We start from the raw sequence: 13641 nt of genomic DNA on the forward strand, positions 1-13641 counted from the left end.
AGTAGCTCTAAAATAGCTACTCCTGTAGTTCACTGATGTGATGGATATGCGTTTATTTTTATATTTAACCCTTTGTTTAATTTTTACTTTCCCTGTATCCGCTAAACAATTTTCGAGCTTTTACAGTGCAAAAAAGCACTTAATTAAGAATCTACCAAGCAATAGTAAAAGCTTATATTGTGGCTGCGATATAAAGCGCCAAGGTAAAAAGCTTGTACCAGACCCTGAAGCTTGTGGTTATATTCCAAGAAACGCCATTACCCGCTCAGGAAACGAAAACGCTCGAGCAAAAAGAATAGAATGGGAGCATATAGTACCTGCGTGGGAGTTTGGTCATCAATTACAATGCTGGCAGGATGGCGGACGTAAAAACTGCATTAAGGTCAGTGAAAAATTTCGTCAAATGGAAGCCGACATAAATAACCTCGCTCCAGCTATTGGCGAGATCAATGCAGACCGTTCTAATTTTCGCTACGGAATAGTCGCAACATCTAGTGCCAGTTATGGAGCTTGCCCAGTAAAAATCGATTTTAAGCAACGTGTATTTGAGCCACCGATTTATGCAAGAAAGCAAATAGCCGATACCTACTTTTATATGCAAAAAACCTATGGCTTAAAAATATCTAACAAACAACGTAAGCTATTTGAGTCATGGCAGAAGCTCAAAGTAGCTGAAATTAGTAACCGTAAGTCTTTATAACTAAAAGCACATTCATTTACATTTGAGGCGCTACAATTTATTGCTTTCAGATACAGTAATTGCTAATTTTTAAGAAATACTATCGGAAAGGAAGCAAATATGTTTAACAATAATAAACTCGCCTTAGCAATATTTTTAGCAGTCTCAGGCGCGTCTCTATCTGGCTGCGGTGGCGGCGGTGGCTCTTCGAGCAATAACAACACAACAAGTTCAGAACCCACTTGGACCGCTGGTGTTTTTGAGCCATCAAGTGAATTTAAAGATCAATGCGCTTTACCGCGCACAGGCAATGATCCTTATAACAATAATCAGCCTTACCCAGATACTGCTGGCTCTGAGTTTACCGAGAAGATGTGGTTACGTTCATGGAGTGACGAAACCTACCTTTGGTACGACGAAATAGAAGACAATAATCCTGATAATTTCAGCTCTGTCGCCGCTTATTTCGACCAGTTAAAAACATTCGAAAGAACCGACTCAGGAGCTTATAAAGATCAATTCCATTTCACTAGACCAACAGAGGAGTATTTCCAGGAATCTCAATCAGGCGTGGTTTCTGGCTATGGTATCAATTGGGCATTTATCAGTAATGTTCCGCCACGAGAGCTACGTGTTGCCTATTTAGAGGATGACTCACCTGCTGCAAATGTTGGGTTACAACGCGGTGATACTATTTTAATGGTTGACGACATTAGTATTGACACTAATACCCAACAAGGCGTAAATATTTTAAATGAAGCGTTATTTGGACCTACGGCCGGCGACTCTCACAACTTTGTTATACGCAGTAATGATGGTACTGAAAAATCCTTTACTCTAGTAGCCGGTAATATTGCTCAAACGCCCGTTCAGAATGTTGATACCTTAACAACTGAGAACGGTACAAAAGTTGGGTATATGCAATTTAATAGCTTTCTCAGTATTGCTCAGCCTGAGCTAATAAGTGCTGTGAATAAGTTCAAAGCCAATAACATTGACGAGCTCGTGATCGATCTTAGATACAATGGCGGTGGTTTATTAGCGCTTTCTTCACAACTTGCCTATATGGTTGCGGGTCCAGCTAATACGAGTGACTATTTTTACTACCAAACTATTGAAAATGACAAGCAGCCCAAGAGCGATCCATACCCGTTTATAGATTTTGAAATCGATTATTCTAACTTTGAGGCAACAAATACCTCTTTACCTGACTTAAACTTATCTACAGTTTATATATTAAGCACTGATAATACGTGTTCAGCATCTGAAGCACTTATAAATGGCTTAAAAGGCATAGACACCGAGGTTGTTTTAATAGGTGGTAAAACTTGCGGTAAACCCTATGGTTTTACCCCAACGCATAATTGTGCAACAACTTACTATAGCATTCAATTAACGGGTGTGAATTACAAAGGCTTTGGAGAATACTCTGATGGCTTAGTACCCTCTCCTTCACCGCAATTCGCTGCCGATGTAAAAGGCTGTGAGCTTGATGACGACTTTAACCATCAGTTAGGTGATAATGATGAAGCATTACTAAGTGCGGCGCTTTATCACATTGAAAATAATACCTGCCCAATTGTGGTGGAGTCCTCAAGTGCTAAGCAACCAAGCTTTACATCACAAGCAATTCAAGAAACAGGGCTACCACTTACAATTAAGCAGCCGCTTTACAAAAATAATATGGATTTAACCCGTCCGCTACCAGCGAAGGAAGGTAATAATGAATAAAACACTGTTATTAACCTGCACTTTACTGGCAAGCTTAGCGGGCTGTAAAAGTACCCAAGCGGAGCAACCGCAAGATGCTACGCTTGTTCGCGTAAATCCAGGTGTGATTACGGAGTTACAGCAGGCTATTCAATCCGCCAAAGGTGGTGCTATCGTCACACTAGCCGACAATGTATTTACTAAAAGTTCAGAGCTATTGATTGATCACGGCACCAACAAAGGGCCGGATGGCCTCCCTATTATGGGCGCTCATGCAATTCCTTCTGAGAAATTTGTTTTACAAAAATCAGGTGAGCAATGCCTACTTTACTACCCTAAAAAAGAGCTACGTATTCCACTACCTAATGTAGAGTGCGAAGTAAACTAACAAAAGGCGCAGCAAAAGCTGCGCCTTTTTTCATTATAGCGTTTGGTGAGGTCCAAACACCTCATAATGAATTCGTTCACTTGCAACCCCTAAACTTAGCAGCTGCTCTTTTATCATTGCCATAAATGCGATTGGACCACATAGGTAAAAGTCAGCCTCGCTAATTGGTAAGTTATCAGCAATGTGATTTACATCCATTAAGCCCGCAAAGTCCCCTCCCTTGCCATCCTTAAACCAAGAAACACAATTAAATAACGCATGTGCTTGCTGTTGCTTTAGTAAATACTCATCAAAGGCAAACTGCGTTTGACTATCACAAGCATGCAAGTAATGGATTGGCTTGCTATGTTGATTGTTCAATAATGTTTCAAGCATCGCCATCAATGGAGTTTGACCAACACCCGCCGAAATTAGCACAATAGGGGAATCAATTTCACAAAGCACAAAATCGCCTGCGGGTGGATAAATTTCTACTTCATCACCCTCACTTAAACTGTGTAAATAATTAGACACTAAACCTTCTTTTTTCACGCTAATGCGATAATTGCGGCCATTACTTTGCTGCGATAAAGAGTATTGCCTAACTTGAGTTAAATCACTCTTCGCTGGCGTTACTTTAATCCCTAAATATTGACCCGGTAAATACGCTACAACAGGCTTTGCATCAGTAGGCGTTAATGTAAAACTACAAATTTGTGCAGATTCCATACGTTTTTCTGTAATGGTGAAAGTGCGGGTACCAAACCAGCCGCCCGTTGCCTTTTTGTTTTTTTGATATAACGCCATCTCCTCGTTGATACATACATCAGCCAATAGGGAATAGGCTTCACGCCAAGCATACTCGACCTCAGGCGTAAATTGCTCAGGCAGTAACTCTTTTAAAGTTGCAATCAAATGCCCACCAACAATGGGGTAATGTTCTGGCAAAATATGGTAACTGGTGTGTTTATGGTTAATACGCGCAAGCGTACCTTTCAATACTGCCAAATTATCAATATTTGCAGCATAGGCAGCCAAGGCATTAAACAACGCAAATTGTTGAGTACCTGATTGCTGGTGAGTCATATTAAAAATATTTTTAAGCTCTGGATTGTAGCTAAACATACGATCATAAAAATACTCAGTAACTTGAGGTCCTGCTTCTGCAAGCAACGGCAAAGTACTTTTAACAATCTGGATCGTTTTTTCAGATAACATAGTTTTTCCTATTAGAGAGTTTAACCGCGGCGACCATCAACACGACGATTCACTAAGATGGGCGCACAATGAAATAAAAATAAGCTAAAGCCAACAACCCACAACAAAGCACTTAACTGCCATGTAAGATGGTGACCTAAAAAAGGAGGAAGTACCGAGCGTACAATGGCAGCGAAAGCAATTAATACGAATGCCATACTAATAAACGTAGGGACTTGCAGTGCCCTGCCAGTATGGCCATGAGATACACGCACCATCATGGCAATTATCATCAAGCCAATGGTGCCGACAGTGATCAGGTGAAGTGCGTCTTTGAATAAAATACTGGCACTATAAAAACTTAATGCAATGAGTCCTAAACCCACAGATAAAGCCCAATAAGCTAAGTGCAATGACCAAAGCAGAGGTACTTTTAAAACCCCTCTTTGCCACCACAAAACACACCTTGTGGCATGTAAACTAGCAAGCCAAGCAAAAATCCAACCAGTGCTCATCGCACTAAAAAACAGCTGACTCATAAAGAACCATGTAATGGCAAAAAATGAGCTAAACACAACTAATTTATCAAGCTTTGGCGTTCTAACTTGCTCACTCAAGTTAAGACCTCGCGTGGTAAAAAACGGCACGACTCGACCAGCTAGAACGCCAACTAGAAGAGTCATGATCAGCACGCCAGTATCAACAACACTAAGCGCAAGCGACATTTTATTAAGCACAACTAAGCTCAAAAAAATCATATTTAGCGCACAAAGCAAAGATGTGATAACGATAAATAAATAGTTGTGGTTACTTTTCGCTTGTATCAGCATGTCAGCTAGAATAATAATCCCAGCCAGCCACCATGCTAGCTGCAATATACTTACAATATAAAGGTTTAGCTGTTCGACCCCAGCAATATCAATAAAAAAACTAAGCCTTGCAGCAAGCCAGATAACACTGAGCAAACAAAGCTTAATGCCACTGACACTAGGGACGCCTGTCCATGTTTGCGCAACGGTTAGCAAAAATCCCATAGCAACTATGCCAGCAAAGCCAAACAACATTTCATGAGCATGCCAAAGGGTTGCCGGCAATGCTAAATACCAATGCGCAACTCCCGCCAAAATTAATAACCAGTAACTCATTGCAAACACAGCTAGAACACTAGCAGCCAAGAAAAAAGGCCTAAATGCTAATGCCCATAACGGCCACTGATTGATTTGATAAAATTTAATACTACTTGGCATAGGTTCAGTTAAGTTAATGACTTTCATTAGGGCTCTCAGCGTTTAATTTCCTTAGCTATTGCACAGTTCGAGCCAAAAATAAAAACCAATAAATATCAATACATTAAAATTAAATACTTGATAAAAATGTCAAAATGACACACTATCAAAAGCATCAAAAAAACATATTCAGGTCAAATTGACATGCCACTCAAAAAATCAATTCTTGATGTTGCACTTGCCCTTACGAAAGCAAGCAGTGTTGATCACAATTTCAGCTATTTATTGAGTTGCATTAATGATTGGGTTGAATGTGATGCAGTCGCCTTATTATTAAAACAAGGCGATGTATTAAAGCCCGTAGCCCAGCAAGGACTCTCGGACGATACGTTAGGAAGGCGTTTTAAAATTATGGAGCATCCTCGCTTATTTGAAATATGCCGTGGTACTGAGCCCCTTAAATTCGCCAAAGATTGTGGTCTCCCTGATCCCTATGACGGCTTATTAGAAAGCCAGCATGGCGACTTTCCAGTTCATGCCTGCATGGGCGTGCCGCTATTTAGCACAAAAGCTAGTAGCGAACTGCTTGGCGTTTTAACCTTTGATAGCTTAGATGAACATGCCTTTGACGCTTTAACTATTAACGAGCTCAATCAATTGAAACAACTTGCAGCAGGCTATGTTGAGCATGCCCTGACCTTGCAGCACTTTAGGCAACACGCACAGCATAGCCACCAAGTTGCACAGCAGCTTAATATCGAGGCACTCACGCGAGAAGGTGTTGAAATTATTGGCAATAGCCAAGCCATGACGACTCTTAAAAATGATATCCAGCTGGTTGCTGCCTCAGAATTTAGCGTATTAATTCAAGGAGACACTGGGGTTGGTAAAGAATTAGTTGCGCGTAATATCCATTTAAACTCTAAGCGCCGTGATATGCCGTTGATCCACCTAAACTGCGCATCATTACCTGATAATTTGGCAGAGAGTGAGTTTTTTGGTCACAGTAGAGGGGCATTTACTGGCGCACATACTGCTCGTCAGGGTAAGTTTCAACTCGCCGATGGCGGCACCTTATTTTTGGATGAAATTGGCGAACTTCCGCTCGCTATGCAAAGTAAGCTATTACGCGTTTTACAAAGCGGTGAAGTACAAACGGTGGGGGAAGACCAAAGCCGCTATGTCGATGTCAGAGTGATTGCGGCAACCAACCGAGATTTAAAGCAAGAAGTAGCTGCAGGACGCTTTCGTGCAGACCTTTATCACCGATTAAGCGTCTACCCATTGCATGTTGCACCATTAAAAGAGCGCGATAACGATGTTATTTTACTCGCGGGTTTTTTTATTGAGCAAACGTCTAAAAAGCTTGGCATTAAACAACTTAAACTCAGTATTGATACACAATTACTACTACGCCAATATGATTGGCCTGGAAATGTGAGAGAGCTTGAACATGTCATTAGTCGTGCTGCACTCAAAGCAAAGCAACAGCAATGGCAACAAAGCATTGTCACAATCGAGCCTCAGCATTGTGATATTGATAAAACTGCGATTGCTACACCAAGCCCAGATGCTGTTAACGAACAAAAAATCACTGGCTTATCGCTCAAAGAGGCAACCGATGCTTTTAGCTATCAGCTTATCATGCAGCAACTTGAACTACACAACCTAAACTGGGCTGCCACAGCGCGCAGTTTAAGCGTTGATAGAGCCAACCTTGTGCGCCTAGCCAAACGGCTAGGCATTAGCATTAAAAAATCTGTTTAAGCTTTTAACGCTTTAAAATAGGCTTTTAAAAGTTGGCTAAATGCTTGTACTTTGGCTGTGCGATGTACCAAATGGTGTGTCACCAGCCAAAGGTCTGTTGGCCAGCTCAGCTCTTTAGGAAGTACAGGCAGCAAATCAGGGTATTGGCTCGCCACTTCATGCTGTAAACCACCGATCCCCAAGCCTCTAACAATAGCCCGCGTGGCTTCCGAGGTTTCAGATACACGTAACTTAATTTGCGCTGATTCAATATGCTGATCAACCCATGCAAAATAAGGCACTTTACCGTTATAGCCAGCCACTCCAGAAACAAAACTATGCTGCTGTAACTGCTGAATATTCTTTGGCATGCCGTACTTTTCAATATAACTTTTTGAGGCATAAAACCCCGACGAAAGCTCAGCTAAATGCTGAGCAATATAGTCGCCTTCATCAGGGCGAGGGCCTGCTCGCACAGCGATGTGCGCCTGACCATGATCAAGGCGTAAACGGTTTTGATCAAGAATAACTTCGAGCTGCACTTGTGGATGCAGATTTTGAAACTGCTCACACACATCACTCAGCACATCAATAAAACCACTGACAGTGGTTAATAATAAACTCCCTCGCAACTGACTGTCAGCAGCAATTATATCGTTGTGAAGTTTATCAAGCTCAACGTTAATCGATTTAGCTGTAGCAAATAACTTAGCGCCAATTTCTGTCACTGTATAACCACGGGCATGGCGGTGGAATAGCCGTGCATCAAGGTTGTCTTCTAAATTATTAATTCGTCTTAGAACCGTGCTGTGATGAACCCCCAGTGATTCGGCAGCAGCGGTTAACGTACCGAGCCTTGCCACCTCGTAAGCAACTTTTACATCTTGCCAATCATCAAATTGAATCGCCATAGCGGCTCCTTGTGTGCATATACGCACATAAGTTTTGCGTTTATTGGGCTTTTCTGCAAGCTGTTTTTTGCTACAGTGAACGTATCAGCAGTGAGTGTATCAACAACAGTGAAGCTTAAAAAAGGAAGCCATCATGACAGCACCAAAAATTATTGCCCTAGCAGGCAGTCTACGTAAAGACAGCTTTAATCAAAAACTGATTAATGAAGCTGCACGCTTCGCCCTCGAAAGTGGTGCAGAAGTAGAAGTGATAAAACTAAGCGATTTAAACTTGCCTTTATTTGATGAAGATATTGAAGCGCAAGGCACGCCAGCTGGCGCACAATTGTTAAAAGATAAGCTTCGCGCTGCTGACGGCATTTTATTAGCTAGTCCAGAGTATAATGGTTCAATTACAGCACCACTTAAAAACGCAATCGATTGGGCATCCCGTACAGAGCAAGGCGCGGTTCCAGCATTTCGTAATAAAATCACGGCGCTTTATGCAGCTTCGCCAGGTGGTTTAGGCGGCTTACGAGGTTTAAATCACGTACGTGATATTTTATCAGGAATTGGCAGTATCATACTTGCTGATCAATTAGCAGTTTCTGCTATCCACACAAAACTAGATGAACAAGGCCGCATCAGCGATGCTGATACAGCCGAGCAAGTTGCGAGCCTTGCCCAGCAACTTGTGAGCGTAGCGAGCAAATTAAATAAATAATTGCTAACTTAGTTTTGTCGCTGCTAGCTTAGCAGCGATAAAATCTTCGTGGGTTACATACAGTAAGCTTGCAACGCGGCGAATAACCATTTCTTCATGCTTATCTAAATTGCCATCTGCGTAGGCTAAACGCCACAACAGCTCGATGATATCAATACGCTGCTCGGCACTGCATTGGGCATTGATTTGTTTTGAAAACTGAAAATAATCTATCGCATCATCAAGGTGCTGAGACGCACTTGCAACTAACTCTTGAACCTCTTCATCGGTAAGAGAAAAGTACTTCTTTAAGGTCTCATTCAGGGTCTGTTGCTCATCATCTTGTAACTCATCATCTGCTCGCATAACCTCAATTAATAACGCAGCAACGGCGGTTTTTAGGTCATGCTCAGAAATATTAGATTGGGTATCGTTCAAAGCTGAAAACAGCTGTTTTATTTTATTGAGCATCACATTTTCCCTTTTTGGGTGTTAAACTACATGTAAGACATAACGTTACCTTAGTTTGACTATGGATGCTAATTCAGGTTCAACATCACGATGAAACAAGGTATTAATCACATGGAGTTAAGTGTTTATGAGTGAAGTGAGAAGTACACAAGCACTATTAATCAGCGCCTTTTTAATATTAGCTGGATGCAGTTATGCGCAAGCTGCAAAAGGCGAAACAGAAAAACTCTATGATTTTGACGAGAAAGTCCATTATAACCAAACTGCATTAGCCGACGGCCGCTACCACCTCGAAATTCAGTCTGACGACTACAAGCACTTTCGCAATCAAAGCGTATTCTTACTGCGCCATGCAAACCGCTTATGTAGAGACAAACCATTTATGCTAAGAGTGACTGATGGGGTGCAGGAGTATGAACGTTTTCCAACTAAACCACGCGCCTATCAGCCACCTTTAACGGTTGTTTTACAGTGTGAAGACGAAGCTAAATAATACTAGTCTTCATATCCCCACGGCGCGCTTGGCGGCGTGATAGGTTTAGTTAAGTCAAAATCAACGCGAAACTCACGTCCTTCACGTACTAAGCGATAAGTAAATTGCTTAGGATAAATATACATTTGCCACGTGTTACCCATTGATTGGGGAATACCTTGGCTAACAAACAACTCTTTTGAATATTGATCAGCCGGGAACGACTGCGCGTTAGCAAAGCCAGCATCAAGGGTATGACCACCATACATGGTTGATTTATCATCGCTGCCATCTTTATGGCGATGGTCATGCTTTAAACTCAAACCACTGCCAGTTTTTGTGATGATCCAAGTACGAGATGCATCATCACCCACATGAAATGGCACTTGTAACTCACGCTCGTTACAACGACGTACATGCATTACTAACTTTTTGCCCGCAAACGAGCTTGGACCAGCCGCGTTATCAACGCTCACTTTACCTTCGTAAGCTTTACCGCAATGGGCTGCAATGTTGTCAAAAAAGCCATCATGGCTTGGAATTGACACTAACGGCGCAGGTCGTGCAGCCGCTACTGATGATGCTGCCACGAGCATCGATGCCACTAAGTATTTCATGGTGTGTTCCCTAAATAAAATTTCAGTCTAGGCTAATGGTTTAATGGCCATAAAGAAAACAATTACGATAAGCTGCTAGACAGCGAGTGGTCATCCTGTTTTTACAACTAATTTATTGTCATTTTCAGCGCGATCTTTCATTAGCTTGAGAAGTGCTCGGTGAAAATCCTGAAAGATCACTTCCCCCCATACTCGTGAGTAAATGCCAAAGTTAGTGTTATCAAGTACCGTCGTTTTAAGGCTTAACAGCGTTTGATTATTACCACTTGTAACTAACTCATAACCACCATGCAGCGGCGAAAAATATTCACCACCTAATTTCACATGCTGATCAAGTGCATGATCAGGAATTAACTCAGGGTCAATCTCAAAGTTATAAAGCATTTTCTCAGTCGGCAGCCACTCGGTTATCACTTCTTTAAATACAACATTTTTCTGCCACTGGCTGGTTCTAATTGCACCTACCCCATCACCACTCATATCAGCTCGAATTGGCCTAGGAATACCAATTAATTGCGAAAATGAACTTGGATATTCGCCCTCATGAATTTGGCTAACATTAGCTAATTGTTGCCACACAACATCAACAGGCGCATTGATAACAATCGCATTTTTAACTTCGTAAGTTTTCGATAAGTGTAAAAAGTTGAGCTCTAAAGGAGAAAGGATCAACGGCAACAAAGCTACCGACATCACCGCTTTGTTGCTTTTCTTTTCCCAAAGGCGATGACATAGCCCTGCTAATATACCGCCAATACTAGCAAAAAACATAAATGCAGGGAGAGCCATTGCAACGCAGATACTTCCTTCTAAAAGAGTTACTACGCTGACAAATAAGAACACAAAAATAGGCTGCCAAGCGACTACCGCCATTCTTCCATATGTCATCGGCGACAGTTGATTATATTCAAAATGTACCCGTATAAACCCAATAGCCACAGGCACTAAAAACATAAACGAAATAGTAACGAGGCTACCGAAATTAAACGTTTCGCTAACTTCAAGAAAGATGCGCATGCTGATGCCATAAAGCACACCCATCAAGATGCCGATAGATTTAGGAGAAAGAGGCCACATAGTTATTTGTTGTTTTCATTATTTTACCAACCAAATTAGCAACTTTCTTTTTTAGAAACAAATAAAAACGCGGCCTTGGCCGCGTTTCAATATCTATAGTTATTGATTTAATGGTACTGCTGAATTAAATCGAATATAAGCTTTTAACTCTGGAGATTCTCCACTTCCACATATCTGTGTAAGATTTACAGCTAATTTTTGAATTTCATCATTAGAACTTTCTTCTAATTCAAATATTTCAAAATGCCCATAAAGCGTATTGCACCCTCTATGCATACCAGAAAGCTCTAATCCTGCTGACGATTCATCTTGAAAAGGGTAGCGAGTAGCATTTAAATATTCGCCAACAGACAAGCTTGAATCACGAGGGGCTTTCAGGTTTATATTCCAATAACTTTCATCATTATAAAAAGAAAACTGCAAGTGGGATTGATCATTTGAATCACGAGATACAGAAAAATCCCCCGTTGTCAGCGTCTCTACTATCTTCTCACCTTGGCTAACGTAATCACCTTCAATACCATCAATAAAAAGATATGTTCCTGAGTAAGGTAAGTACTGCAAAATTATCCTTTCTTTTGCAACATCACCTAGATCATTAGTTATCATCACTTCAATGGTTATATCTGACTCAAGTCCTTCTGGTAAGCTAAAACTTGTAGAAACTGCATTTTCGTCATCAAATTCTATACCAGCACTATATAAATCAACCCACTTATAAGATTGAGCTTGGCCTTCATTGAAAGTACTGCCTACAACACTCAGCGTAGGATAATGATTGTCTTGATAAAAATAGCTAGAACTTGTTAGATTAGGAATAATACTATCAGTAGTTTTTATATCCAAATCTATCCAGCTATGCTCTTGTCCTGTAATACTTGTAATACCCGAAACATGTAACTCATAGTTTGTATCAGCTTTTAATGGCTGTTCTGGATAAATATTAATTATTGCACCATTAACCTCAACTCTAGCTGGAATATTAATATACTTATACCCTAATGGAGTTTGAAAATATGCACTGGCAGAGGTATCAGCAGCTACAGGTCTTGAAAAAATTAACGATACTGGACCATCTAACTGAACAGAATTATTATTAACACTTCCAGTATCAAGCACATGCTCAAAGTTATCTGCCCGAAATGTTTTGATATTGTTAAATATATTAAACGAAGACATAGCTGAAACGAGGTAACTGGACCAATAAATTTGACGCTGCTCTTCACTATAGCTAACGTTTAGCTTTTCAGAATCTGAAACAAAATTACTAGCAAGTAGAACTGACTCTTTTGCTGAGCTAATTTTAATAGAGCCTTTATGCGGATACTCCATAAAGTACCCATACCATGCATCTTCTTGAGAGAAACTATACTCACCATTTAAATTTGTATCATTAACAGTGCCATTGATATCTATAGTGTAAGTCGCTGTATTAAAGTCGATTACTTTTTCAATGTTTAATTCTTTAATATTGACGTAATAAAAAGCTTCTTCGTAGCTAAATGGCTTTAAAGATATACCTTGGAGTTTTTCATCTGCAGCTATAGCTATAGTTCGAACGCTAGGTGAATATGAAAAGTGAGTAGAGTAGCTCCCCTTAAACGTCATCAACTCATTATATGAGTAAACACTTTCCAGTATTTCAATATCACTGTTGTTGACGTTAAACTCAATAACACCATTTTGCAGGTCAGCCTCTAAAATCGTAACTATTCTGAGACCACTTAAGGTATTGCGGTAATAATCAGAACAATCCTGAAAAGATTCCTGTAATACATCCCCTACAGAAATAGTGCTAGAATCATCATTATCCAAATATGAAAGAGTATATAACCCTCCATTTTCACATACTTTATCGAGGTCGATATTTTTTCGTTCAAGCTTTGCTAACAAGTGATTACTAATAGTTTGTGCTTCATCGAGAAGTACGTTTTGCAATAGTAAAACTGTTTTAGCTGCATCTAAAGGTTGTTTCCAAACATTAATGCGATGCTTTACATTAATTGTATGCTCAGCCTTAAACTCTTTACCTTCATAGTATACGTATAACCTGTATTTAAATGCAGTATCTTCAACCACATCAAATGATTCTACTTTTAATATCGCCTTATCACTTACAATGCTGTTTTCTGAATCAAGCCATTGAAATGAGACATCAGTATCACTTTTGTTTATATTTGCTTGCAGCGTAAACCCATCATCCTCCGATACACTTGCAGGACCATCTATTGAAACTGTTAATGGCTCCTCAATGGGAGCTTCTGAGTCACTTCCACCACCGCCACATCCAACCATCATTAAAGCAGCGACTAGAACCGCTCCAAAATTCCTTTTTAACTTGTAACTCACGCAATTCACCTTACTTTTATTGTTTGTAGATTGTAGATTGTAGATTGTAGATTGTACCCATAAAACTAAATATTGTAATTTTAATTAATACACCAAAAATAAAAACGCGGCCTTGGCCGCGTTTAGGTTCACATGGA

General features: G+C 40.4%; 13 protein-coding genes. 6 read left to right on the plus strand and 7 right to left on the minus strand.

Going from position 1 to position 13641, the window contains the following annotated elements; all coding sequences use genetic code 11:
- The first annotated feature begins 46 nt into the window (after positions 1-46).
- From HCZ11_RS11190 to HCZ11_RS11200, 3 genes are all read left to right on the plus strand, one after another.
- A complete protein-coding gene (locus HCZ11_RS11190; protein ID WP_167658436.1) occupies positions 47-700 on the plus strand; it encodes an endonuclease in 654 nt (217 codons plus the stop codon).
- A gap of 99 nt (positions 701-799) precedes the next feature.
- Positions 800-2410, plus strand: coding sequence for a S41 family peptidase (locus HCZ11_RS11195; protein WP_167658437.1), 1611 nt, complete (start codon positions 800-802; stop codon positions 2408-2410).
- Complete coding sequence (locus tag HCZ11_RS11200) at positions 2403-2777, plus strand: hypothetical protein (RefSeq protein ID WP_130050309.1); 375 nt, start codon at positions 2403-2405, stop codon at positions 2775-2777. Before HCZ11_RS11195 ends, HCZ11_RS11200 begins: the two co-directional genes overlap by 8 nt.
- Positions 2778-2810: 33 nt before the next feature.
- Here the strand turns inward: HCZ11_RS11200 and hmpA are convergent, their stop codons facing one another.
- Positions 2811-3974 (minus strand): NO-inducible flavohemoprotein, encoded by a 1164-nt coding sequence (gene hmpA, locus HCZ11_RS11205; RefSeq protein WP_167658438.1) that lies wholly within the window; start codon positions 3972-3974, stop codon positions 2811-2813.
- A gap of 20 nt (positions 3975-3994) precedes the next feature.
- Positions 3995-5227, minus strand: a complete 1233-nt coding sequence (locus tag HCZ11_RS11210; protein ID WP_167658439.1) for an NnrS family protein — start codon at positions 5225-5227, stop codon at positions 3995-3997.
- 156 nt (positions 5228-5383) lie between these two features.
- On the opposite strand from HCZ11_RS11210, the gene norR reads away from it, so the two are divergent.
- Complete coding sequence (gene norR / locus HCZ11_RS11215) at positions 5384-6946, plus strand: nitric oxide reductase transcriptional regulator NorR (RefSeq protein WP_167658440.1); 1563 nt, start codon at positions 5384-5386, stop codon at positions 6944-6946.
- On the opposite strand, the gene HCZ11_RS11220 is transcribed toward norR, so the two are convergent.
- A complete protein-coding gene (locus HCZ11_RS11220) occupies positions 6943-7836 on the minus strand; it encodes a LysR family transcriptional regulator (RefSeq protein WP_130050305.1) in 894 nt (297 codons plus the stop codon). The genes norR and HCZ11_RS11220 overlap by 4 nt on opposite strands.
- Positions 7837-7969: 133 nt before the next feature.
- Between HCZ11_RS11220 and HCZ11_RS11225 the strand changes: the two genes are divergently transcribed.
- Positions 7970-8539, plus strand: a complete 570-nt coding sequence (locus HCZ11_RS11225; RefSeq protein ID WP_130050304.1) for an NADPH-dependent FMN reductase — start codon at positions 7970-7972, stop codon at positions 8537-8539.
- A gap of 3 nt (positions 8540-8542) precedes the next feature.
- On the opposite strand, the gene HCZ11_RS11230 is transcribed toward HCZ11_RS11225, so the two are convergent.
- Positions 8543-8989 carry a TerB family tellurite resistance protein gene (locus HCZ11_RS11230; RefSeq protein WP_130050303.1) on the minus strand — a complete coding sequence of 149 codons (447 nt, stop codon included), beginning with the start codon at positions 8987-8989 and terminating at the stop codon, positions 8543-8545.
- 127 nt (positions 8990-9116) lie between these two features.
- On the opposite strand from HCZ11_RS11230, the gene HCZ11_RS11235 reads away from it, so the two are divergent.
- Positions 9117-9482: a hypothetical protein gene (locus tag HCZ11_RS11235; RefSeq protein WP_130050302.1), complete on the plus strand. Its 366-nt coding sequence runs from the start codon at positions 9117-9119 to the stop codon at positions 9480-9482.
- 2 nt (positions 9483-9484) lie between these two features.
- Here the strand turns inward: HCZ11_RS11235 and HCZ11_RS11240 are convergent, their stop codons facing one another.
- From HCZ11_RS11240 to HCZ11_RS11250, 3 genes are all read right to left on the minus strand, one after another.
- The gene (locus tag HCZ11_RS11240) at positions 9485-10078 is read right to left on the minus strand and encodes a hypothetical protein (RefSeq protein WP_054562892.1); all 594 of its coding nucleotides are present in this window, start codon (positions 10076-10078) and stop codon (positions 9485-9487) included.
- 90 nt (positions 10079-10168) lie between these two features.
- Positions 10169-11095, minus strand: a complete 927-nt coding sequence (locus HCZ11_RS11245; protein WP_368484047.1) for a hypothetical protein — start codon at positions 11093-11095, stop codon at positions 10169-10171.
- Between the two features lie 159 nt (positions 11096-11254).
- Entirely contained in the window at positions 11255-13504 is a 2250-nt protein-coding gene (locus HCZ11_RS11250) for an Ig-like domain-containing protein (protein WP_167658442.1), read from the minus strand.
- Positions 13505-13641 lie beyond the last annotated feature (137 nt).

The sequence above is a fragment of the Pseudoalteromonas sp. HF66 genome, from assembly GCF_011806445.1.
Classification (GTDB): domain Bacteria; phylum Pseudomonadota; class Gammaproteobacteria; order Enterobacterales; family Alteromonadaceae; genus Pseudoalteromonas; species Pseudoalteromonas apostichopi.

Bases quoted from the DNA above. Each gene is read 5' to 3' on its own strand.
- HCZ11_RS11190 (WP_167658436.1), top strand. From the start codon at position 47: ATGCGTTTATTTTTATATTTAACCCTTTGTTTAATTTTTACTTTCCCT.
- HCZ11_RS11210 (WP_167658439.1), bottom strand. From the start codon at position 5,227: ATGAAAGTCATTAACTTAACTGAACCTATGCCAAGTAGTATTAAATTT.
- HCZ11_RS11200 (WP_130050309.1), top strand. From the start codon at position 2,403: ATGAATAAAACACTGTTATTAACCTGCACTTTACTGGCAAGCTTAGCG.
- HCZ11_RS11220 (WP_130050305.1), bottom strand. From the start codon at position 7,836: ATGGCGATTCAATTTGATGATTGGCAAGATGTAAAAGTTGCTTACGAG.
- HCZ11_RS11235 (WP_130050302.1), top strand. From the start codon at position 9,117: ATGAGTGAAGTGAGAAGTACACAAGCACTATTAATCAGCGCCTTTTTA.
- HCZ11_RS11195 (WP_167658437.1), top strand. From the start codon at position 800: ATGTTTAACAATAATAAACTCGCCTTAGCAATATTTTTAGCAGTCTCA.
- hmpA (WP_167658438.1), bottom strand. From the start codon at position 3,974: ATGTTATCTGAAAAAACGATCCAGATTGTTAAAAGTACTTTGCCGTTG.
- HCZ11_RS11230 (WP_130050303.1), bottom strand. From the start codon at position 8,989: ATGCTCAATAAAATAAAACAGCTGTTTTCAGCTTTGAACGATACCCAA.
- HCZ11_RS11225 (WP_130050304.1), top strand. From the start codon at position 7,970: ATGACAGCACCAAAAATTATTGCCCTAGCAGGCAGTCTACGTAAAGAC.
- HCZ11_RS11240 (WP_054562892.1), bottom strand. From the start codon at position 10,078: ATGAAATACTTAGTGGCATCGATGCTCGTGGCAGCATCATCAGTAGCG.
- HCZ11_RS11245 (WP_368484047.1), bottom strand. From the start codon at position 11,095: ATGCGCATCTTTCTTGAAGTTAGCGAAACGTTTAATTTCGGTAGCCTC.
- norR (WP_167658440.1), top strand. From the start codon at position 5,384: ATGCCACTCAAAAAATCAATTCTTGATGTTGCACTTGCCCTTACGAAA.